Genomic DNA, 20,892 nt, shown 5'->3' on the forward strand with positions numbered 1-20,892 from the left:
CATTCAGCGCGAATGTGTTCGAGTCGATGCGTCCCATGCACGCGCGGATTTGCGTTTTCGGCGTCCTGATAAGCGATGGTTCGCCACCTGCTTCATCCCGACGCCTTGGCGGCCTCGTCTGTTATGCATCCCAACTTCCTTCACCACCTGCGTCCGTTGCGTATCCCTTTGTGTTGATCTGTTTGTCTCTCCGCGGCCCTCCGAGGCCCTCCGTGTTTCAACATTCCTGACTTCTCTCGTGTCTCTCTCGTGTGTCTCTGTGTTGAATCATGCCCTCAGCATCGCTGAAACGCCGGTGAGGCCAGCAGCAGCGACACCGGATGCTCGGACGCCTCGATGACCTGCCGCTCGCTCTCGGTCAATGCGCGTCCCAGCGCGTGGGCGGCCACGCCTTCCCGCGAGCCGATGCGCCGCACCAGCGCCTCGCCGTCGAACGAGGTGCCCCGTAGGCGACGCCCTTCCAGCGCCAGCACGAAGTTCCAGCGCCACAGCAGGGTGCCCATCCACGGCTGTGGTTCGATGGGGTACCCGTCCGGCGTGGGATACTGGAACGGCGCGTGACCCATGCGCTCCAGGTATTCGATGAGTCGCGGCCCGCAATCCGTCGTCGCCTCCACGGCCCGAAGCGCGGACGCGACGAAGTGGAAGGGCCTCTTGAACATCCCGCCTCGCATGGTCCAGAACGCCTCGGTTTCGAACAGTGCTTGCAGGCCCGCGCGAATGCTCCACTCGTTCGACGTGAGCGCCGCCGCCACCGCCTGAACCGCCTCCGCGGGCGGCTCGTCAGCGATGAAGCGGCGGCAGAGTTTCCACGCGATGTGCCGCGCCGTCGCGGGGTGATCGCACACGATCCGCAGCACCCGGTCCAGGTCGGACGCACCGCCGCCCGCGGGGATGTGCACGCCCAGCACCGTCTTTTCGCCGTCATCGTGGAAGTCGGGGTTGAAGGACACGCGGTCGGGCCGCAGAAACGAGTGGCCGTACGTCCACCCGCTCAGGCAGCGGGCGACTTCCATCACGTCCTGCTGCGTGTAGCCCCCATGCACGCCGAGGGTGTGCAGCTCGAGCAGTTCGCGGGCGTAGTTCTCGTTGGGACGGTCGTCCGGCCTGGCGACCTTGTTGTCGTGGCCATCGAGATAGATGAGCATCGCCGGGCTGAGGGCGCTGGCCCGCAGCAGCGTGCGGAAGTCGCCCAGCGCGTGCTCGCGGATCACCTCGCGATCATCGGCGGCCTTGAGCCACCGGCACTGGTCCTTCGACATCACGATGTTGAAGTGATCGGTCCAGAAGTCCACCATCACCTCGTAGAGCTGGCGGCGGCTGTAGACGGCCCGCATGAGTTTGGCGCGCGTCAGATCCTGCAGCAGCTGCCGGGGGTGATGGCTGAACAGGTCCCCGCGCGAAGCGTGGATTGACTCCAGTCCGTTCACCTTCCATTCCGCGCGTCGGTCGCCGATCTTCTCGGGATGCAGTTGCTCGTTGATGAACGCCCGGACGCCCATCTGCGACACGCGGGCGTGATCGCCGGGGCGCGGGCCGTACGTCAGCCGGTTGATGACGTGCGACGCATCGTCGATCTCAGCGGCGGACGGCGGGCGGAAGTCATCTGACCCAGGGTCCAGCGCCACGGCCAGCGAGTCCACCGCGTCGTCACATCCGGCGAGCGCCGTGGCCAGCCCGCCGGCAACTCCGCCGGCGCCGAGCAGTCGAACGAAATCGCGGCGAGTGGTGGGCATGGGGAGAGATTGGGCGATCAGGTGATTCGGCGATCTGGCGAGTCGGTGCAAGCCGAGAACGAAGGGGGCGGGTTGAGGGTTCGAAACCCGCCGCGAGGAGTCCCGAGCGAACGTCGGTTCAAAGCGGTGGCAATCCCAAGGCGTCGTCCCACCTACGAGAACCGCCCCTCGTCAAACATCACGAGACCCGGCTGGCCGCCCCCGCCCCCCGCGCCGCCCCCGAACGCGCCTGTGAACTCCACCGCCGCGGGCCTGCGCGGCAGCATCCCCAGCAGCAGACATCCGACGCCGGTGGCGATCGAGAGAGGCAGCACGAAGAACCAGCCGATGAGCGGCAGCATCCACGCCAGCGTGATGAGCAGTCCGCCGCGGATGGTCGCGTGCGATGGTCGACGGTCATCGCCGCCGCGCCCTACGTGAAGCGCCAGGCCGCCGCCGCCGACGAGTCCGCACAGAATCCACAGAAGTCCGATGACGCTGCCGATTCCCGCCACCGGCCCGCCCCGGCCCATCATCCCAAGCGCCACCACCACCCACGGCAGCGAGATCAGCACGCCGACGAGCGCCGCCAGCCACGGCCGCTGCCCGAACCGCGCCGCGGCCCGTTCGCTCAGTCCCGGCAGCAACGCCGCGGTGACCGTGTAGTACGCCGTGACGACGAGGATGATGCCGACGTGGATGAGCAGAATGGCCCAGACCTGAGCGGTGGTGAGCATGATGGAACTCCAGGGTGTCGATGGGTAGTGACGTCGGGATAGAGGGGGTTTAGGGCGGGTAGCTGGGGGTGTTGGTTTCAGTTGTGCTTGTCGGCGCTGGGAGTCACCCGGGCAACCCGCGTTCGGTGCTGGGTTCCGCTCACCATCCCTATCATGCCGCCCGACGATTGGAACGGAGAGAATCATGCCTCTGACCCGCGATGAGATCACCCGCCGCGCCGCCAAGGAGCTGCGCGATGGCATGTACGTCAACCTCGGCATCGGCATGCCGACGCTGGTGGCCAACCACATTCCGCCGGGCATGACGGTGTGGCTTCAATCTGAAAACGGGCTGCTGGGCATGGGGCCGTTTCCGAGCAGGGACGAGGTCGATCCCGACCTGATCAACGCCGGCAAACAGACGGTGACAGGCGTGCCCGGCCACTCGTTCTTCTCATCCGCCGACTCATTCGGCATGATCCGGGGCGGGCACATCAATCTCGCCATCCTCGGCGCTATGGAAGTCTCCGAGCATGGCGACATCGCCAACTGGATGATTCCCGGCAAACTGGTCAAGGGCATGGGCGGGGCGATGGATCTGGTGGCGGGGGTGAAGCGCGTGGTGGTGACGATGGAGCACACCAACAAGAAGGGCGAGCCGAAAATTCTGCGCGCCTGCACACTGCCGCTCACGGGCCGGGCGTGCGTGGACATGGTCATCACCGACCTGTGCGTACTGGAGATGAACAGCGAGAAGCGGCTCTTCGAGCTGCGTGAACTGGCCCCGGGCGTGACGGTCGATGAAGTCAGGGCCAAGACCGCCGCGCGGATCCTGATCCCGGAGCACGTTCGGGAAGTCGCGCTCGCCTGACGGGGACGTGCCCGCCGGGGTGCGAAAACACACGACGGCGGGTTTGTCCCGCCGTCGGTTCAGAGGGTCATGTGAAGATGAGGCCCCGCGGCTTACTCGTCCGTGGTGCGATGCTGCATCTGGGCCTTGAGCCGGGCCAGAATCGAGGAGTGCATCTGGCTCACGCGCGACTCGGACAGATCCAGCGTGGCGCCGATTTCCTTCATGGTCATCTCCTCGTAGTAGTAGAGGATGACGATGAGCCGCTCGGCGCGGGAAAGCCCCTTGGTGATGAGGGCCTTCAGATCGTCGCGCTGGATGGTGCCCAGCGGGTTCTGCTGACGATCATCCTTGATGACGTCGATCTCGCGGACGTCCTTGTTCGAGTCGGTCTCGTACCACTTGCGGTTGAGCGACACCACGCCGACCGGGCGGGAGTCCTTGCAGAGTTTGTCAAACTCCGCCTCATCCACGTTGAGCCGCTTGCACAGTTCGGCGTCGGTGGGCTTGCGTCCCAGCTCCATCTCGAGGGACTTGCGGGCCCGCTCCACCTTGGCGGTGCGGCTGCGGACGAGCCGCGGCACCCAGTCCATGGCGCGGAGTTCATCGAAGATGGCGCCGCGGATTCGCTGCGTGCAGTACGTCTCGAACTTCACGCCCCGCTCCACGTCGAAGGCGTCGATGGCGTCCATCAGGCCGAACAGCCCGGCGGACATCAGATCCTCCACGTCCACCTCGTTGGGCAGGCGCATGTGCATGCGCTCGGCGGTGTAGCGCACCAGCTCCAGGTACTTCTTCATCAGGAAGTCGCGGATTTCCTGGGAGTGCGTGCGGGCATACTCGGCCCACACTTCCTCGATGGGCATGTCCGCCCACGAGAGCACCGCGGTGTTGCGACGTGAGGTCGTCCTGGTCTTCGGCATCGGTCGGCTCCTTGACCTTCGAGCCCGCCTGGTCCTTGGCGGGCGAAGAGATGTAGGCACACTATACCGCAACCGGCGCGCCGGAAGCAAGCGCTCAGGCGGGGCGCGTCTCAGAAACTGAAGAGGCCTCCGGATCACGACGCGATTCGACCATCGAGGCCGATGCGTCCATCGTGCGTCCGTCGGCGGGATGCGCCGACCGGTACGACTCCATGTGACGCTCCACCACCCGCTCGCACACCGATCCGACGAGCAGGCCCACGGGATAGCACAGCATGAGCGCAACAACCGCGCGGAGCAGGATGGTCATCGCCTCGTTTCCCGACGCCAGACCCGCGACCACCGCCACCGCGAAGGCGCACAGGGCGAAGCAGGCGGCCAGAACGTGCGTGGCGCTGCCGCGCATCACGACCCTCCAGCGCGGACGCGATGAGCCACTCCATTCGCGGGGAACGACGTGCGAACGGAACTGGCGCCGCGACACGGCGCATTGAACCACCTGTTATCGGCCGACCCGGCGTTCGCCTTGAACGAATCCATGCCTCAGGTTCTCTTGGCGCTGAAGCGGCGCAAGAACCGCGCGAGGAAGCCGCCGGTGGAAGCATCCGGAGCGGCGTCCGGCTCCGCCAGCCGACGCGCCAGAGCGGCGACGGCGCGCGACGCCGGCGCCTTGGGCGCGTAGAGCGAGAAGGGCGCTCGAACACGCACCGCCTCGCGCACCGCCTCGTCCATCGGCACCGTGCCGGCGAACTCCACGGCGCGATTGAGAAACGTGCGCGACACACGGTCGATCCGGGCCGCCACCGCCTGGCCCTCCTTTGCGTCATCGCACATGTTCACGACGATCTCGAGCCGGATGTCCCTCGTGCGCCGCGTCAGCGCCTTGATCAATCCGTAGCCGTCGGTGATGGAGGTCGGCTCGGGCGTCACGGTCACCAGCACGGTGTGGGCGGCGGCGGCGAAATCCAGCACCGAGCGGTGGATCCCCGCGCCGGTGTCAATCACAATGACGTCCATGGCCCGCTCGAGGATCGCCAGTTTTCGCAGCAGGTGCTCCTGACGGTCGATCGGCAGGTCGGCCATGCGGGTGACGCCCGAGGCGCCAGGCACCAGGCGAAACCCTCCCGGCGCCTCCAGGACCGCCTCGCCCAGCCGACACCGGCCGTGCGCCACGTCGTCCAGCGTCAGTCGCGGCTGCACGTTGCACAGCACATCGGCGTTGGCCAGACCCAGGTCGGCGTCGATCAGGCACACCCGCTTCCGCATCGCCGCCAGCGCGACGCAGAGGTTGACGGCGAGATTGGATTTCCCCACGCCACCCTTGCCTGACGAAACCGCGATGGCCCGCGCCATGCGCACCGGCGCGGGACGCACCGGCTCGACCGTGCGCGGCTTGACCGGCTCGGGGCGGAAGCTCACCTGGCCGGTGCGCACGCTTGGCGGCACCACCAGGGCCACGCCGCCGCCGTCGTCGGCCACGCCCGACCCCTGCACGAGCCGCCGCAGACGGGTGGCCTGGTCGCTCACGCGCGGACCTCCTCGCCCAGCAGCAGTCCGGCCAGGCGCTCGGGTCGGCCCGGCTCGATGTGATCCGGCACTTCCTGTCCGGTCGTCAGGAAACTCAGACCCTTGCCCACCTTGCGCACCACGTTGATGAGCATGCCGAAGGAGACCGCCTCATCCAGTTTCGTCAGGATGATGCGGTCGATCCGCACCCGCGAGAATGACTCCGCCTCCTGCATCAGCACCTTCTCACCGGCGGTGCTGGAAAGCACCAGATGCACTTCGTGCGGGTTCGCCGCGGCGATGAACGAGCCGAGTTCATCGAGCCGTTCGTGATCCTTCTGCGAGCGCCCGGCGGTGTCGATGAGAATCACGTCGCAATCCCGCAGCTGATGGCAGGCCTGCGTCATTTCGTCGGGTGTGAGCACCACCTTGAGGGGCAGGCCGATGATGGTGGCGTAGGTGCGCAGCTGCTCGACGGCCGCGATGCGGTAGGTGTCGGAGGTGATCAGCCCCACGCGCCGCTGATGGCGCAGCTTGAACGTGGCCGCCAGTTTGGCCAGGGTCGTCGTCTTGCCCACGCCGGTGGGACCGATGAGCGCAATGGTGCGGGGACGCCCGTCATTCGTGGGAAGCGCCATCGGCTCTTCCGCCGTGGGGACCAGGGCCATGAGCCGCCGGCGCGCCGTCCGCCGCACCGCCTCTGGATCGGCCAGCTCATCCGCCGAAAGGTCCGCCTGCACCTGCTCGATCACTTCACTCGCCAGTTCCTCCGAGAGATCCTGCCCGATGAGCTGCAGATAGGTGTCGAACACGTGCTGAGGCATGGGGGCGGCCGGCTGACGGACCAGCCCGCCTCCCCCGTGGCCCGTCGCGCCCAGGGTCTGCTGCTGGAAGATCTGGCTGACCATCTGGTGGATGGCGTGCAGTTCACTCTGGGCGGCGTCTGTTCCGGGCACCGGCGATCGGGTCATGCCACCGGGCGACGTTGCAGGCGCGACGTGAGGCCGTGCTGCCGTGGAGTGCGGCTGGCTCGCCTGCGCCATGATCTCCGCGTCGCCCGCGGGTTCGGATTCGTCCGCGGGCTGCAGGATGAAGCGCTGGGCCACCGGCGCGACAGGTTCGGACTGGAGCGCGACCTTGGGTTCGATCTCCGGCGCAACGGAAACGGTTGGCCTGGGTTCCGCCGCCGCGGGAGCGGGCGTGTTCGTGATCGCAGCGAGGCGGGGCTTCTGTCCCGATGGTTCCGTCGTCGCGGCTCGTCGGGCCGGGGGCTGGGAGGCGCTGCGTTGGTGCTCCTCGATGGCGGCGAGCAGGTCGATCTTGCGCGCCTCCAGGTTGGAGATCGGTCGTCCCGGCGTCAGTTTCGCCCCGCCATAAGCCCGCTGCGCCGCCTGGGCCGGAGCGGCGCTCGTTCGGCGTGAACTGGTGGTCCGACCACGCCCCACGGTGCTCGCGCCCGCAGCGTCGTCACCCGTGGCCACGGTGACCTCGACGACCGTCTGTCGCCACAGCCCGAAGAATCGCCCCCGCTTGAACGACCGCGTATTGAGGATGGTGGCACGGGCGCCAAGATCCCGCTTCACCGCGGCGAGCGCCTCGGCCATCGTGTACGCCCGGTACGTCCTCAGACTCATGCGCGTGCCCTCCCTGGCGTGCGCGAACGGTGCAACCGGCGCCTCCAGCGCCGGGGCGACGATCCGCGGATCATAGCCGATTCTCACGCGAACGTGGACAGGCCGCGGATCGACCACTCACACTATCGGCCGCCCATCCGGCGCGCCTGCCGAAATGGCGACCCGACGTGAGTACGTCCCGCATCGTCTCACGGTGCGGAGCGCCGCGTTGCCCCATCAGGTGGCGATGTGAAGGTTCGCCATCGGCTGATGGCTGGCGGTTTCTCCCTCACCCTTTCCACTCACGCTACCGCCGCGGCGGCTCTCGGGTAGGCCGCCCGCTCCTCCACCTGCACCAGCCCGAGCGACTCCACGTCAACTTCCTTGACGATCTCGTTGTACCCCAGCACGACGGCGTTGGGGAAGCGGCTCTCGACGATCTGCCTCACCTGCGCCCGCACGGTGGGGGAGGAGAGAATCACGAGTTGATGGCCCGAGGAGACGAGCGGCTCCGCCGCCTGCGCCACGGCGCGCACGATGCGGTTGGCCACGTCCGGCGGCATGGACATGCTGGTGCCCCCCGGTCCGCGCTCGATGTATCCGCTGATGAGATCCTCCGCCGCCGGGTCCATGGTGATGCAGTGCAATCGATCGCGTTGACCCTCCTGCCTGGTGGCGAACAGCGATGAGATGGTCCGCCGCAGCGCATTGCGGACGTACTCGGTGAGGACGTCCGTGTCCTTGGTGTGCGCACCCCAGTCGGCGAGCGTTTCAAGGATGGTCTCCAGGTCGCGGATCGGCACCCGCTCCTTGAGGAGGTTCTGCAGCACCTTCTGCAGGTCGCCGACCTTGATGACGCCCGGAATGGCCTCTTCGACGATCTTGGGCGACTTCTGTCGGAGTTGATCGAGCAGGTGGTTGACCTCCTGCCGCGTCAGCAGTTCGTCCGCGTGGCCCCGGATCAACTCGGACAGGTGCGTGGCCACCACGCTGGTGGCGTCCACCACGGTGTAGTTCATGTTCTCGGCCCGCTGCTTCTGTTCCGGCTCGATCCAGATGGCTTCCAGTCCGAAGGCCGGTTCGCGTCCGGCAATCCCGTCCGGCTTGCCCGTGGCCATGCCGGAGTCCATCGCCATCAGCAGGTGCGGGTAGACCTCTCCTTCGCCGATCACCGCCCCGCGGATCTTGACCCGGTAGGCGTTGGGATCGAGCTGCATGTTGTCGCGGATGCGGATGGGCGGGACGACGATGCCGATTTCCGCCGCCAGTTGGCGCCGGATCATGGCGATGCGGTCGAGCAGGTCGCCGCCTCGGTTGGCATCGACCATCTGCACCAGCCCGTAGCCGATCTCGATCTCCATGGTGTCCACGCGCAGCAGATCCTCGACCGGGGGCGGCGGGGCCGCGGTGCGGGCGGCCTCCTGACGGGCTTCGGCCTCCTTGAGCACCTTCTGCTGACGCGCGACGAACGTGATTCCCCAGGCCACGCCGCCCACGATGGCGGCCCCGGCCAGCAGCGGCATCGTCGGCAGGGGGGTGAAGGCCAGCAGACCGAAGAACCCCGCGATCAGGAACAGCGCCACGGGTTGCGACGTGAGTTGCGCGGGGATCTCTTCGCCCAGCGTCTGCTTGTCCCCCGCGCGGGCGACGATCAGGCCCGCCGCGATGGCGATGATGAACGAGGGAATCTGGCTGACCAGCCCATCGCCGATGGTGAGGGTGGTGAAGACCTCGAGCGACTCCGTCATCGACCACCCCTTGTCGAAGGCCCCGATGGCGAATCCGCCCACGATGTTGACCAGCGTGATGATGATTCCCGCGATGGCGTCGCCCCGGACGAACTTGCTGGCGCCGTCCATGGCGCCGTAGAAGTCCGCCTCGCGCATGGTCTCGCTGCGGCGTCGCTTGGCCTCGGCTTCGTCGATCAGCCCCGCCGAAAGATCGGCGTCGATAGCCATCTGCTTGCCGGGCATGGCGTCGAGCGTGAACCGGGCCGCCACCTCGCTCATGCGCGTGGCGCCCTTGGTGATGACCACGAACTGCACGACGATGAGGATGATGAAGATGATGATGCCAACCACCTGCGACCGACCCGCCACCACGTTGCCGAACGCCTCGATGACGTGCCCCGCCACCGCCTCGGCTTCCGCCGGGGTGGCGGCGTCGGCGCTGAGGATCAGGCGCGTCGAGGCCACGTTCAGCACCAGCCGGAAGAGCGTGGTCGCCAGCAGCAGCGACGGAAACACGCTGAAGTCCAGCGGACGCTGCATGTAGATCGTCGTCATCAGGATGATCGCCGCGATGGCGATGTTGGCGCAGATCAGCAGGTCCATCACGAACGTCGGCATGGGCACGATCAGCACCACCAGCATCGCCAGGAAGGCGATGGGCAGCAGCAGGTGCCGGTGACGCGCCACGGCGCGCCAGGCGGTCATGAAGGGCAGGTTGGTCGGCGTCAGGTCGGCCATGGTCGGTCAGGTCGGTCGTGCGGCGTCACGCGGGCGTCGCGGCGGGCTTGCGGTTGGCGAGTCGGAACACGTAGGCCAGAATCTCCGCCACGGCCTGGTAGAACTCGGGTGGGATCTCCTGCCCCACCTCCACGCCTCGATACAGGGCGCGGGCCAGCGGCTTGCGCTCCACGATGGGGATGCCGTGCTGCATGGCGATCTGCCGGATCCGCAGGGCGACGTAGTCCTGCCCCTTGGCCACCACCCGCGGCGCCCGCATGGTCTTCTCGTCGTACTGAATGGCGATCGAGATGTGCTCCGGGTTGGTGACGATCACATCCGCGCGGGGAACCGAGGTCCGCAGCCGCTGCATGGCGATCTGCTGCTGCAGCCGCTGGCGCCGTTTCTTGGTCTCCGGGTCGCCGTCGGTGTGCTTCATCTCCTCCTTCACTTCGGTTTTTGTCATGCGCAGGTCGCGCCGGTGTTTCCAGCGCTGCCAGATGAAGTCGATCAGCCCCAGCACCGCCAGCACCGCGAGAATCCGCAGCGCCAGGTCGAACATCATCCACCCCACGACCGCCAGCGCGTGGATCATGGACAGGTTGGGGAGCAGCAGCATGTCGTGCGACATGCCCATGATGCTGAGCACCGCCACCAGCAGCACCGCGGCCACCTTGGCGCTGTCCAGCGTCGCCTTCACCAGCGCCTGCAGCCCGAAGATGCGCTTGAACCCGTTGATGGGGTTGATCTTCTCCAGTTTCGGGGCCAGCGCCTTGCTGGTGAAGAGCCACCCCACCTGCCAGAAGTGCGCCCCGTACGCCGCCAGCCAGGCGATGAACAGCAGCGGGAGCCCGATGCGGACGAAGGCGACCAGCGCCTCACGCGGGGCGTCGCCGATCGCCTCGACGCGGATCAGGTCCAGCCCGGATGAAACCCCCAGGGCCCGCTCCAGGTACAGACGCAGCTCGCCCAGCACCGGCGTCATGGCCACGAAGAGCATCAGCACCACCACCAGCAGCAGGGCGGCGGCGGCGGCGTCCGCGCTCTTGGGCACGCGGCCTTCCTCGCGCGCGTCCTGCAGGCGTTTCGGCGTGGCTTCCTCGGTACGCTCGCCCAGATCCTCAGCCACGGCTCACCCCCGTTTCATGGAGCCACGACAGGATCTGCGCGAACGCATCATTCACGCCGTCGATGAGCACCGCGTCGATGATCAGCAGCCCCGACGCGATGATGAACAGGCCCGCCATGATGCGCACCGGGAAGCCCAGCGACAGGATGTTGAGCTGCGGCACGGTCTTGGCGAGGAATCCCATCGCGATCGTCTCGAGGAAGATCATCGCCAGCAGCGGCGCCGCGATGCGCAGCGCCATCTCCAGCGAGGCGATCAGCACCCCGGCAATGAGTTCCAGCACGCCGATGTCGGTGGCGTACGCGCCCAGGGGCACGTGCTCGAAGCTGTGCATCAGGCACAGCAGCATCTGTTCATGCCCACCCACGGCAAGGAACCCGCCGATGGCCAGCAGAAAGAGCGCCTGTCCCACCACGTCCGCCTCATCATCCATGGCCGGGTTGAACAGCCGCGCGAAGCCCAGCCCCATCTGCTGGCCCATCACCAGTCCGGCGGTCTGCGCGGTCACAAGCGGAATGCTGGCCAGGTAGCCCACCAGCGCGCCCAGGGCGATCTCGGCCAGGGCGAGCGGCGCGAGCGTCCACAGGTCGAGGACCACGCCGTCCGCGAAACCCGCACGCGTGCTCAGCAGCGGGTAGGCCGCCAGGCCCAGTACGATCGTCAGCAGCACCCGGATGCGCACCGGCACCACGCTCGACGCCAGCAGCGGTGCGAACACCGCCAGCCCGCCGATGCGGAAGATCACCAGCATCGCCGGGGCCAGATGGGCCGAGATGGTGTCGATGATCGGCACGCGGCGACGGCTCTCCTGACGCGCCTTACGCGCTGAACATCTCAATTGAGAAGTCAAGCAGCCGCGACGCGATCCACCCCAGCAGCACCACGGCCACGATGATCATCGCCGCGATCTTGGGCACGAATGACAGCGTCTGCTCCTGGATCTGCGTCACCGCCTGAAAGAGCGACACCAGCAGTCCGACGACCAGCCCCGCCAGCAGAATGGGCGCCGAGATGATCAGCGCCTCCATCAATGCCTGCTGCACCACGTCCAGTTGATTCGCTTCCATGATTCACGGGCCCGGTCAGGGGCCGCCTCCACCTGCGAGCACGCCCGCCGCGCTCATGGCCGTCGTCGCCGTGTCCGGCTGCACCACGCTCGTCAGCAGCGTGCCCACGACGAGCTGCCAGCCGTCCACCAGCACGAAGAGGAGCAGTTTGAAGGGCAGCGAGATCAGCACCGGCGGCAGCATCAGCATGCCCATCGAAATGAGCAGCGACGCGATCACCATGTCGATCACCAGGAACGGCAGGTAGATGCGGAACCCGATCAGGAAGGCCACCTTCAGTTCGCTGAGCACGAAGGCCGGCACCAGCGTGAGCATGTCCACGTCCGCCCGCGTGAGAGACGCCGGGTCCGACGTGTCCACCCCACGGTAGTTGAGGATCATGTACACCGACGACCAGTTGCCGCTGGCATCGATCTGATCGAACATGAAATCGCGCAGCGGCTGCTTCGACCGCTCCCACGCGATGCCCTGGTCGGGCTGCGCCCCGCTGATGTACGGCCCGACTCCCTCGACATACATGCGGTTGAACGTCGGCGCCATCACCAGCAGCGTCAGGAACACGCTCAGCCCCACGATCACCTGGCTGGGCGGAAGCCCCTGTGTGCCGAGGGCCTGCCGCAGCAGCCCCAGCGTGATGACCATGCGCGTGAAGCACGTGCAGAGGATGAGAATCGCCGGGGCCAGCGCCAGGACGGTGAGCAGAATGAGCACCTGCACCGCGCCGGAGAAGCCGCCCTCGAACCCTGGAACCGACTGCGACGCCTCCTCGACCAGCGAGATGGGATTCAACTCGTCCACCGCCGCGCTCTGCCCAAGTGTCGGCGCGGCGGCGACGATCATCATCAACAGAATGATCGCGCGGGCCGTCATGGGAGCAGTCGCCTCCGCGCCGAGGTGCTGCGCGTCAGGTCGATCGTCTCGACCTCGCCGTCGCGTGCCGCGGCGCCGCCTGCCGTCGCGCCATCGCCGAAACGTCCGCCCGCGCGCTCAAGCAGCAACTGGAACCGACCACCCATCGACTCGCGGTTGGCCGCCTCGATGCGCGACAGCAGCGAGGCCACCTCGCCCGGCTCGCGCAGGTCGGCCAGCGTCGCCATGTTCGAGCCGCTCTGATGCACCAGCAGCACGCGGCGGTCGAGTTTCAGCAGCATCAGGTGCTGGCCGCGCCCGACGGGGTAGCGGGCCAGCACTTCCAGCACGCCCGCGGGACGCCCCGCCCGCAGTGTGCCGCTCAGCCGCCGCGTCAGCATGGCGAAGAGCAGCAGCAGGCCGACGACCACCGCCAGCGCGCCGCCGACGCGCAGCACCTCGCTCAGCCCGGCGGGCAGCAGCCCGTTCGACTCCGTTGCGCTGCCGCTGTCGGACGACTTCGTTCCCAGTCGCAGCGGTCCCGCGTCGCGCCCCAGCGGCTTGAGTTCATTGGACGACGGCGTCGCCACCCCTTCACCCGATGACGTCTCGGCGACTGTGCTGGAGCCCGTCAATCGGTCATCCCGCGACGGCCTGTCCGACCCGGCCTGCTCACCATTCGCGGGCGTCGTGGCCGTTGTCGCCTCGTGCGGCTCTTCCGGCGGCGCCCACGCGCTGCGCCCGCCGTCCAGCCGCACCGGACCGTTGGCGCTGAGCGTGCCGGCCGGGGATGGCGACCGTTCCTCCGAACCATCGGGCTCGGTGCCGGCATCATCACGCGGGGACGCACTGTCTCGCTCAGCCGCGGTGTTGAGGAGCCAGGCACGTGAATCCGCCGACGCGGATGCGGACCACGCCGCGCCGAGCGATCCCAGTACGAGCGCAAGCTGAAGCAGGTTCCGTGGGCCGTCCATGGCGTTCCGGTCGGCTCCGCCGACCGCTCGATCGTTCTCCGCCGCGTCACTCGGCGGGGTGTTCGGCGCGGATGATCTCGCTCACCCGCACGCAGAAGTTGTCGTTGACCACCAGCACCTCGCCACGCGCGATGTGCCGATCGTTGACGTAGATGTCCACCGGGTCGCCGGCGGGCTTGTCGAGCTCCAGCACCGAGCCGCTGTTGAGGCGAAGCACGTCCTCCACGAACATGCGGGTGCGGCCGAGTTCGACCTTGACCTTGAGATGAACGTCGCCCAGCAGACCGATGGCCGCCTGCGTCGATGCCAGGCCGCCTCCACCGAGCGGAGGCAACTCCATGGCCCGCGGCTCGGAGACGCCGGCGCCCGCCTTGAGGTTGTCCGTGGCCTGCTGCGCCCGGCGCAGCGCCTCCTCGGCGGCCTGGGCCGCGGCAGGGGCGCCCGGCTGGCCGGGCGTCGGCTTGGGTTGATCCTTCGGATCGGCCATCCATGGCTCCACGCGACAGGTGCGATGCGCCGGCTCCGCCGACGCTCGCAGTGCATCGGCATGCGCGGGAAACTCACTCGAAAAGTCAAACCTGCGCGGCAGTGATGCGCAACTCGTGCGCTTCGGATCACAGGTGAGCATCCCGCGCTACCGTGTTGCGTGCTGGGTCGCAGGCGGGACGCCTGCGCCGCTGCGAAGGGAGGTTGAGGCAGGGGCAGGGGAGACGCCTGCACCACGGACCTTGGTCCGGATCAACCGTCGATTCGGAAGCCGGGGCCGGCGACGACCACGCACTTCTGGATGATCCGCTCGCCGTTCTCACCCTCGTCGCCGAAGCGCTCGTGCAGCAGCACCTCGATCTTGCGGGTGAGATTCTCCAGCCGCGGCTCGGCGATATGGCGCGGCTCGGCGGCCCGCCAGATCGCCATGATCTGCGACTTGATCTCGTTCTTGAATCGCGTCAGTTCATCGGTCACGCGCGCTTCATGCTTCTTCTTCACATGCGCCCAGATTTCCACGTCGTGGATGTAGTTGGCGCCCGACCGATCGTTGAGCAGCCGGTCCTTGAGCACCTGCACCTCGACGATCTTCTCCTCTTCCGCGTTCACCGCCGGCAGGTCGTCCTTGGCCTGCACCGAACCCGGGCGCCCCACCAGCATGATGGCGCCGATGATGACGACCGCCTCCACCGCCATGAGGGCCGCCACCATGATGAGCGTCTTCTTCCCGCCTGGCGCGGGGGCTGCCGGCTGTGCCTGTTCGGCCATGGTCAAACTCCCTGGAGAGCGATCTTCGTGGATCGCTGCATCGTGAACATCGGCAATTCTCGATTGAAACACGCATCCGACGATCCGGCTGGCGGCGTGAGCGCACGCCGATGCATCGGACGACCGATGCAACTTCCCATCCATGCGAAAGCGGGTCGGGCAGGCCGCTTGGGCTGGAGCGCAACCATCGCGCAGCCGTGTCACCATCGGCTCAGGCATGTCCTGACTTGAGTGTGACGCGAAATCAGACGCCGTCTGGAGGGCGGAACACCCGCAAAGCCCCCGGCAGCACCGAGATTTCCAGTGGCGTCGTCGGGGGCCGTCCCCCCACGACCGCGGGCGGGTCGCCATCCACCTGAAACACCTGCGGCGACTGGGCCTCCACCCGGATCGACCGCCCGCGCCCATGCATCACGCCGCGAGAATTCAGCAGCCGCCTGCGCCAGCACTGGGTGACCCGCCTGAGCAGTTCCCATCGGTTTCGCACGCTGAACAAGACCACGTCCAGCAGCCCGTCATCATCCAGCGCCGTGGATGCCGGGTCGAGCCGCCCCGCGTACTGCCGCGTGTTGGCGACCACCAGCATCCCCGGCCCTGGCGGGTCGAGGTCGGCTCCATCCACCCGGACGCGCAGCCGGGGCGCCCGCCAGTTCAACATCGCCCGCGCAATGGGCATGACGTACGACGCATGGGAGATCGGCCCGCGTCGTCGCGCCGCCAGGTCATGCACCACCGATGCATCCAGTCCGATCGAGACCATCATCAGGAAGACCTCGCCGTTGACCACCCCCACATCCACAGCCCGGCTGCGCCCGCCGGTGACGAGCGAGACGATCGTCTCCACGTCCCGCTCCATGCCGTGCTGCCGCGCGAAGAGGTTCTCCGTGCCGAATGGAAAGAGAGCCACCGGCACGCCCAGCCGCATCGCCAGCGGCGCGGCGAGCCGCATGGTGCCGTCGCCGCCGACGATGATGAGGCCGTCGGGAGGCGGCCCGTCGCCGTCATCGTCGATTCCCGATGAACCCGCCTCGGCACGCTTGGTTTCCCGAAGCGCCACATGGTGCCCGCGATGCACCAGTGCATCCCGCACCGCCTCCGCGGCCGCCCGGGCCTGACCGCGCCCGGCGGCGGGGTTGAAGAGGATGAGGAGGCGCATGAGGCGGGAGTGTAGGGATGTCGTCCTCGCTTGCGACTCAGGTCAGCGCCAATCAGGTGCATGTCTCCCCGCGGGCACTTCCCATGACCCATGCCTTGTGAGTTCACGCACCAGTGGGGCTGAATGTCACCGCCGATGACACGATCCTTACAGCCCGGTGGTCAGGGCGCCTCTCGCTGCAATCCCGGTGGTGGGAGCAGGTCGGCCCTTGCGAATGCTCGCGGACCCGCATGATGCCCTGTCGCACATTTTCTTCACTGCCTCTTGACGCGCCCCCCCGTGTGCGAGTAGATTCATCGCACAGGCCGTCTCAGGGCGGCCAACAGGGGTGCCGTATGACATTGCTGGGGAACTGCGCCTATCGCGCATGGATGATGAGGTTGCTGTGGCACGCTGTCACACTGATCGTGGTGGTGGTTAGTTGTCCGATGGCGGGCGCGCGAGGCGCGGGCCGTGAAGGGCGCCAGCCGGCGCCCGATCAGGGTTCACGCTGGCGAACGACCGCGGAAGCCGTCGAAGCCCGTGTGTTCCAGTCGGATTTTGATCGATTCTGCGCCCGCCTTGAACTTGACGCAGGCCAGCTCATCCTGGCGGCGCAGGTCTTTCGCGAATACCAGACCCGTCTGACCGCGTTGGATCGCAAGGTCAACGATGTCATCCTGAGAGCGACCCGAACTCAGGTTCTGTCCGAAGCATGGCAGGTCTGGAGATCGCTTGATACGCGCGAGGCGATTGCTCTCCGGCGCAAATACATGGACGCACATCGATCGACTCGAGATGAATCGATGCAACTCATTGATGCGCTGGTGAATCAGATCCATGCGATCCTGATCGAAACACAGACCAACGCCTTTGAATACGCCCGACTGGGGCTTCGGCGCGACGTCCTGCTGAATCCTACCTCGGATCTGGAGGGGCCTGACTCCATCGACGACCTTGGCGTCAACGTCGATCTGGTGCGTCTGGTGGAGGCGGCATCGGTGGAAGATGGAGAGTTGACGCCGCTTTTCAGTCCGTCGCCGCCCGCGGATGCGACGGATGAGCTGCTGGATGCGCGGGAACGCGCTCAGGCGGTGCTGGCCGAGTACATCGACACGATCGACCAGATCATCGGCGGCGCATATGCCTGGCTGGACAACAAGTACGCGATCACGGAATCCGGTCCGTTCGACCTGAACGATCGGGAACGCGCCAGGCGATATGACCGGGCCGCGGACGCCTACGTGCTGCGCATCTACCACCTCAACTACCTGACCGCCGCCCGGATTGAACAGATCCTTCGCGAACGGTCGCTGCCCACGCACGCCGCACGCTGGAATGAGCGGGTTCACAGGGCGCACTACCCGCACACACACCGACAGGACCGGGTGGACCGCTTCATCTCCGCCGTGCTGAAGACACTGGACGATGATGCACCGCTGCGCCGGGATCTGACCATCCGTTACGACGCCTACTGGAATGCTCGCGCCGCGCTTCGGGCCACGGCGCGGCAGTTGATGTTCGACGTGCAAACCGAGTCCATGAAGGCCTTCGGCGAGTTCATGGAGCACCCGAAGTTCCACGAACTCGTCGCGAACATGGGCCAACGGGAACGTCTCGAAGAGGAAACGCTGAGCATACTGACGCGCCTGGTCGAGGCGCATTCACGCACACTCACCAACGGTAAGGACACACCATGAACCGTCGTTCACTGCTGGATGTCGCACTGGTCGGCCTCGTGAGCACCGTGGTTGGAGGGTTCACATACGCTCAGGTCATTGTGACTGGCGTATTTCCCAAAACCAAATGTACGTTCATCACCAATTGCGTGGGAGCAACCACCATCTGCCCGACACCTGGCGCCGCATGCTCGTGGTGCACATCACCCCAGACACAGAAGCGATGCCTGAACGACGCGAAGACGGATTGTACCGAAACGACGTGGGGCCCGAACAATGGGTGTGGCGCCGAGTTTACAGGAACCTGCCCGAATCCGCCCTTCTGGCCCGCCCCATGTGCTGGGCCATTCCTGAATACCGGTTGGTGCCCGATGCTGATGTGTTTTGACCGTTGAGCGGTCATGTGCAACCGATCGCTTCGCCGCATGACCACGGTACTCTCACGCCACGTAAGCAGGAGAGATTGTAGTGTTCGAAGTGCGTAGTTACCCGGCGGCACTCGCGGCGTCCATCGCGATATTTGCTATCCCATCGACACCCAGTTGTGCGGATACGCCGTTCCCGCCTGAGGAACTTGGGCGCTTGGTCGAACAGTTGCTGAGCCGTGACACTCCCTTGGTCACGCAGGTTCGCTGTCGGACTTCACCTCTGTATCTCGACGATGCTCCGGCTCCTCCGCCTGATACGTGGGAGATCCAGCAGACCTTCACCTCGACCTACTGGAAGGACCGTTACCACCAGTCCATCGCATCGGAATACCGCCCAACGGGGCTGCCCTCCAGTACGACACTCATCACCAAGGCCTGGAACGGAACCTTCGGGTTCCAACTGGTCGATGGTGACGCGGGGGTGTCGATCTCCGGAAGGGCGACCGCGGCTGACAATCACCAGTTCGGGTTTCTCTTCGATCTGGTGGCGGAGCGATTCCCAGCCGCCAGTCATCTGACGGACTTCTTCCCCACGGCGACGATCCTTCAATCCACAATCGACACCGACGGAAAGGTCACCTGCTCCTTTCATCCCGAGAACGCGCCGGACGTGATCTTCACGATCGAGGCGTCAACCAGGCCGGTTTTCCGTCTGAAACGCATCCTGCGGGAAATCAGGCGCGACGGGCCAACGCCGTTCATCAACCGGAACGACTTCTTCATCGACGAGTGGATGGAGGTTGACGGTCTTGACTTGCCGAAGCGGGCGACACTCTACTGCTCCGAACTTGGTCGAGCCAGGTACGAGCGGAATTGGATCCGCACGGTCACGCGATACGAGCGGCTGTCGTGCAACTCCCTGACCGAGGCGCCGTCCGACACCCTGTTCGAGATCCAATACGCGCCCGGCATGGGGGTGTATGACGAACGACTGAATCTGTCCTTCACGGTGGGCGGCACATCGCTTCATCTGGACGGCGTGGCCTATGTGACGACATCCCCGCTTCTGGCGCACCCCGGCGATCAGTTGGCCGAGGTGCTTCGTACGGCGCGGCGAATCGAGCCAGTTGCCCGATCGCCTCAGGCGACGATCACGCCCGCGCCGCAAGTCAACAGTCGAGCGATCCTGATCGCGATCCTCGCCGCCCTCGGGGCTGGGCTGGTTCTCTTTGCGGTGCTTCGAATGGCACGGCATCGGAAGCCGGGGACATCGCCATGAATCGGAACGCGATCATCGTGGTGGCGTTATTGGGCGCGGCGTGCCTTGGCGCAGCCGTCATTGCGGCCATGGCGCAGTCCCGCTCACCCGCCGCGTTCGAGGGGCTGCTGCGCCACGACTTCGGGTTGGTTCCCATCCAGCCCGGCGAAACGGTGTATCGGAATCACCAGTTCGTGCTGCGAAACGCGTCGGGGCGCGCCCTGACAATCGCGCGAGTGTTCACCACCTGTGGATGCGCCGTCGCGGAGCCGGACGAGCGGCTCATACCCGACGGTGGCGAACTGCGGATCGACGCGACGCTGGCCTTCACCCATTCCGGGAGACTTGCGGAACCGGTGCAGGTGGACCTCGGGAAGGATGGGGTGCTCACACTCGTCCTGGAGGGCACGGGCCGCCTGGCGCGGAGCATGCAGATCGTGCCGAATTCGTTGACTGTCGTCGCGGGCGGCTCGTCGAGCGTTGAGTTGTTTTTCCTCGATTTCGAGTCTGAGGCGGCCCCTCCCGATCTCGCAATGGATTTGCCTGAGGGTGTCAACGGGACACGCAGCCCGTGGGAGTTGATTCACCCATCCAAGCCATCTGATGGCGTCCCGGCGAGATGGCGCACGACGGTTCAGTTCTCAGCCAAGCCGTCGGTGACACCCCGCCGAACGTCGGCAGCATTCACCCTGCCTGGAGGCGTATCGAGCCGTGTGCCGCTTCTCATCGCGGCGCCTGAAACTGGCGGCTGATGGACGACCCCCAGCATCCGAACGTCTTTCGCACGCCCACAGAGTGTTCCTCCCGGATCCCATGCCAGCGCGCGCCCATGCGAGGGCGTCCCTCCAGCCCCGCCATCATCCTGCGTGTGCTGCCGACCCCGCCACCGTCCCACCGGGCGGCTGGCGTCAGTGTGGTCGTCCGGGGTTGCCGGCGGCTGATGGTCTGCGCCAGTTGGATCGGGAGCCGGCCCGCCGAGATCGGGATTCACTGGTTCGTGGCGTCGTCGCGAACCGGCCATGGCCCCCTTGAGTCCCGCAAGGTGCCGTGCTACCCTCACGTTCCGTCCGGTTCGGCGCTGTTCGAGCCGGGCGCGAGGGCAAGTGTAGCTCAATTGGATAGAGCAACGGCCTACGAAGCCGTAGGTTGAAGGTTCGAGTCCTTCCACTTGCGTTGGCTGAAGAGGACGCCCCGGCGTTGGTCGGGGCGTTGTTCTTTGCATCGCCACCCAGTCTTCCGGGATCAGGCCGGGAACCCGGAGAAGACTCCACCGTGGGGTCGCGGAGAGCGCGGAGCCCGGAACTTCTGTCGTTTTCTCTCTGCGCCCTCCGTGCCTCAGCGGTGCATCCGGTCTTCGCGCCGCTATTCCCACACCGTCACCTCAACGTGGTCGATCCACTTCTGGAACG

General features: G+C 66.5%; 19 protein-coding genes and 1 tRNA gene. 5 read left to right on the forward strand and 15 right to left on the reverse strand.

Annotation, left to right across the window (positions count from 1 at the left end):
- Window positions 1-275 precede the first annotated feature (275 nt).
- Both HRU76_10610 and HRU76_10615 read right to left on the reverse strand, forming a co-directional pair.
- Complete coding sequence (locus tag HRU76_10610; GenBank protein ID QOJ18010.1) at window positions 276-1,736, reverse strand: DUF1800 domain-containing protein; 1,461 nt, start codon at window positions 1,734-1,736, stop codon at window positions 276-278.
- 152 nt (window positions 1,737-1,888) lie between these two features.
- Window positions 1,889-2,452: a hypothetical protein gene (locus tag HRU76_10615; protein ID QOJ18011.1), complete on the reverse strand. Its 564-nt coding sequence runs from the start codon at window positions 2,450-2,452 to the stop codon at window positions 1,889-1,891.
- Between the two features lie 184 nt (window positions 2,453-2,636).
- On the opposite strand from HRU76_10615, the gene HRU76_10620 reads away from it, so the two are divergent.
- Complete coding sequence (locus tag HRU76_10620; GenBank protein QOJ18012.1) at window positions 2,637-3,302, forward strand: CoA transferase subunit B; 666 nt, start codon at window positions 2,637-2,639, stop codon at window positions 3,300-3,302.
- A gap of 92 nt (window positions 3,303-3,394) precedes the next feature.
- On the opposite strand, the gene HRU76_10625 is transcribed toward HRU76_10620, so the two are convergent.
- The 13 genes from HRU76_10625 to HRU76_10685 all read right to left on the reverse strand — a co-directional run bounded on the left by HRU76_10625 (window position 3,395) and on the right by HRU76_10685 (window position 16,199).
- The gene (locus HRU76_10625; protein QOJ18013.1) at window positions 3,395-4,204 is read right to left on the reverse strand and encodes a FliA/WhiG family RNA polymerase sigma factor; all 810 of its coding nucleotides are present in this window, start codon (window positions 4,202-4,204) and stop codon (window positions 3,395-3,397) included.
- Window positions 4,205-4,298: 94 nt separating this feature from the next.
- Entirely contained in the window at window positions 4,299-4,610 is a 312-nt protein-coding gene (locus tag HRU76_10630; GenBank protein ID QOJ18014.1) for a hypothetical protein, read from the reverse strand.
- Window positions 4,611-4,747: 137 nt separating this feature from the next.
- Complete coding sequence (locus tag HRU76_10635; protein QOJ18015.1) at window positions 4,748-5,731, reverse strand: MinD/ParA family protein; 984 nt, start codon at window positions 5,729-5,731, stop codon at window positions 4,748-4,750.
- Window positions 5,728-7,344 carry a flagellar biosynthesis protein FlhF gene (gene flhF / locus HRU76_10640; protein QOJ18016.1) on the reverse strand — a complete coding sequence of 539 codons (1,617 nt, stop codon included), beginning with the start codon at window positions 7,342-7,344 and terminating at the stop codon, window positions 5,728-5,730. Before flhF ends, HRU76_10635 begins: the two co-directional genes overlap by 4 nt.
- 281 nt (window positions 7,345-7,625) lie before the next feature.
- Window positions 7,626-9,758 carry a flagellar biosynthesis protein FlhA gene (flhA, locus tag HRU76_10645; GenBank protein ID QOJ19169.1) on the reverse strand — a complete coding sequence of 711 codons (2,133 nt, stop codon included), beginning with the start codon at window positions 9,756-9,758 and terminating at the stop codon, window positions 7,626-7,628.
- Window positions 9,759-9,816: 58 nt separating this feature from the next.
- Window positions 9,817-10,899 (reverse strand): flagellar biosynthesis protein FlhB, encoded by a 1,083-nt coding sequence (gene flhB / locus HRU76_10650; protein QOJ18017.1) that lies wholly within the window; start codon window positions 10,897-10,899, stop codon window positions 9,817-9,819.
- On the reverse strand, window positions 10,892-11,692 hold the full coding sequence (locus HRU76_10655; GenBank protein QOJ18018.1) for a flagellar biosynthetic protein FliR: 801 nt from the start codon (window positions 11,690-11,692) through the stop codon (window positions 10,892-10,894). The genes flhB and HRU76_10655 overlap by 8 nt, the downstream gene beginning before the upstream one ends.
- Before the next feature lie 25 nt (window positions 11,693-11,717).
- On the reverse strand, window positions 11,718-11,966 hold the full coding sequence (gene fliQ / locus HRU76_10660; protein ID QOJ18019.1) for a flagellar biosynthesis protein FliQ: 249 nt from the start codon (window positions 11,964-11,966) through the stop codon (window positions 11,718-11,720).
- 15 nt (window positions 11,967-11,981) lie between these two features.
- On the reverse strand, window positions 11,982-12,836 hold the full coding sequence (gene fliP / locus HRU76_10665) for a flagellar type III secretion system pore protein FliP (protein ID QOJ18020.1): 855 nt from the start codon (window positions 12,834-12,836) through the stop codon (window positions 11,982-11,984).
- The gene (locus HRU76_10670) at window positions 12,833-13,789 is read right to left on the reverse strand and encodes a flagellar biosynthetic protein FliO (GenBank protein ID QOJ18021.1); all 957 of its coding nucleotides are present in this window, start codon (window positions 13,787-13,789) and stop codon (window positions 12,833-12,835) included. Before HRU76_10670 ends, fliP begins: the two co-directional genes overlap by 4 nt.
- Before the next feature lie 46 nt (window positions 13,790-13,835).
- Window positions 13,836-14,129: a flagellar motor switch protein FliN gene (gene fliN / locus HRU76_10675; protein ID QOJ19170.1), complete on the reverse strand. Its 294-nt coding sequence runs from the start codon at window positions 14,127-14,129 to the stop codon at window positions 13,836-13,838.
- Window positions 14,130-14,527: 398 nt separating this feature from the next.
- The gene (locus tag HRU76_10680; GenBank protein QOJ18022.1) at window positions 14,528-15,043 is read right to left on the reverse strand and encodes a hypothetical protein; all 516 of its coding nucleotides are present in this window, start codon (window positions 15,041-15,043) and stop codon (window positions 14,528-14,530) included.
- A gap of 244 nt (window positions 15,044-15,287) precedes the next feature.
- Complete coding sequence (locus HRU76_10685; GenBank protein ID QOJ18023.1) at window positions 15,288-16,199, reverse strand: hypothetical protein; 912 nt, start codon at window positions 16,197-16,199, stop codon at window positions 15,288-15,290.
- A gap of 335 nt (window positions 16,200-16,534) precedes the next feature.
- Here HRU76_10685 and HRU76_10690 point away from each other — a divergent pair, with 335 nt between their 5' ends.
- From HRU76_10690 to HRU76_10705, 4 genes are all read left to right on the forward strand, one after another.
- Window positions 16,535-17,878, forward strand: coding sequence for a hypothetical protein (locus HRU76_10690; GenBank protein QOJ18024.1), 1,344 nt, complete (start codon window positions 16,535-16,537; stop codon window positions 17,876-17,878).
- Between the two features lie 594 nt (window positions 17,879-18,472).
- Complete coding sequence (locus tag HRU76_10695; GenBank protein QOJ18025.1) at window positions 18,473-19,504, forward strand: hypothetical protein; 1,032 nt, start codon at window positions 18,473-18,475, stop codon at window positions 19,502-19,504.
- Window positions 19,501-20,235 (forward strand): DUF1573 domain-containing protein, encoded by a 735-nt coding sequence (locus HRU76_10700; protein ID QOJ18026.1) that lies wholly within the window; start codon window positions 19,501-19,503, stop codon window positions 20,233-20,235. Before HRU76_10695 ends, HRU76_10700 begins: the two co-directional genes overlap by 4 nt.
- Window positions 20,236-20,582: 347 nt before the next feature.
- Window positions 20,583-20,656 (forward strand) — tRNA-Arg (locus tag HRU76_10705).
- The last annotated feature ends 236 nt before the right edge of the window (window positions 20,657-20,892 follow it).

This window comes from Phycisphaeraceae bacterium, from assembly GCA_015709595.1.
GTDB lineage: Bacteria > Planctomycetota > Phycisphaerae > Phycisphaerales > SM1A02 > CAADGA01.

What these genes read in the sequence shown, in the direction of transcription:
- HRU76_10610 (QOJ18010.1), bottom strand. Translation starts at nt 1,736, where the DNA reads ATGCCCACCACTCGCCGCGATTTCGTTCGACTGCTCGGCGCCGGCGGA.
- HRU76_10615 (QOJ18011.1), bottom strand. Translation starts at nt 2,452, where the DNA reads ATGCTCACCACCGCTCAGGTCTGGGCCATTCTGCTCATCCACGTCGGC.
- HRU76_10620 (QOJ18012.1), top strand. Translation starts at nt 2,637, where the DNA reads ATGCCTCTGACCCGCGATGAGATCACCCGCCGCGCCGCCAAGGAGCTG.
- HRU76_10625 (QOJ18013.1), bottom strand. Translation starts at nt 4,204, where the DNA reads ATGCCGAAGACCAGGACGACCTCACGTCGCAACACCGCGGTGCTCTCG.
- HRU76_10630 (QOJ18014.1), bottom strand. Translation starts at nt 4,610, where the DNA reads ATGCGCGGCAGCGCCACGCACGTTCTGGCCGCCTGCTTCGCCCTGTGC.
- flhF (QOJ18016.1), bottom strand. Translation starts at nt 7,344, where the DNA reads ATGAGTCTGAGGACGTACCGGGCGTACACGATGGCCGAGGCGCTCGCC.
- flhA (QOJ19169.1), bottom strand. Translation starts at nt 9,758, where the DNA reads ATGACCGCCTGGCGCGCCGTGGCGCGTCACCGGCACCTGCTGCTGCCC.
- fliQ (QOJ18019.1), bottom strand. Translation starts at nt 11,966, where the DNA reads ATGGAAGCGAATCAACTGGACGTGGTGCAGCAGGCATTGATGGAGGCG.
- fliP (QOJ18020.1), bottom strand. Translation starts at nt 12,836, where the DNA reads ATGACGGCCCGCGCGATCATTCTGTTGATGATGATCGTCGCCGCCGCG.
- HRU76_10670 (QOJ18021.1), bottom strand. Translation starts at nt 13,789, where the DNA reads ATGGACGGCCCACGGAACCTGCTTCAGCTTGCGCTCGTACTGGGATCG.
- fliN (QOJ19170.1), bottom strand. Translation starts at nt 14,129, where the DNA reads ATGGAGTTGCCTCCGCTCGGTGGAGGCGGCCTGGCATCGACGCAGGCG.
- HRU76_10680 (QOJ18022.1), bottom strand. Translation starts at nt 15,043, where the DNA reads ATGGCCGAACAGGCACAGCCGGCAGCCCCCGCGCCAGGCGGGAAGAAG.
- HRU76_10685 (QOJ18023.1), bottom strand. Translation starts at nt 16,199, where the DNA reads ATGCGCCTCCTCATCCTCTTCAACCCCGCCGCCGGGCGCGGTCAGGCC.
- HRU76_10690 (QOJ18024.1), top strand. Translation starts at nt 16,535, where the DNA reads ATGACATTGCTGGGGAACTGCGCCTATCGCGCATGGATGATGAGGTTG.
- HRU76_10700 (QOJ18026.1), top strand. Translation starts at nt 19,501, where the DNA reads ATGAATCGGAACGCGATCATCGTGGTGGCGTTATTGGGCGCGGCGTGC.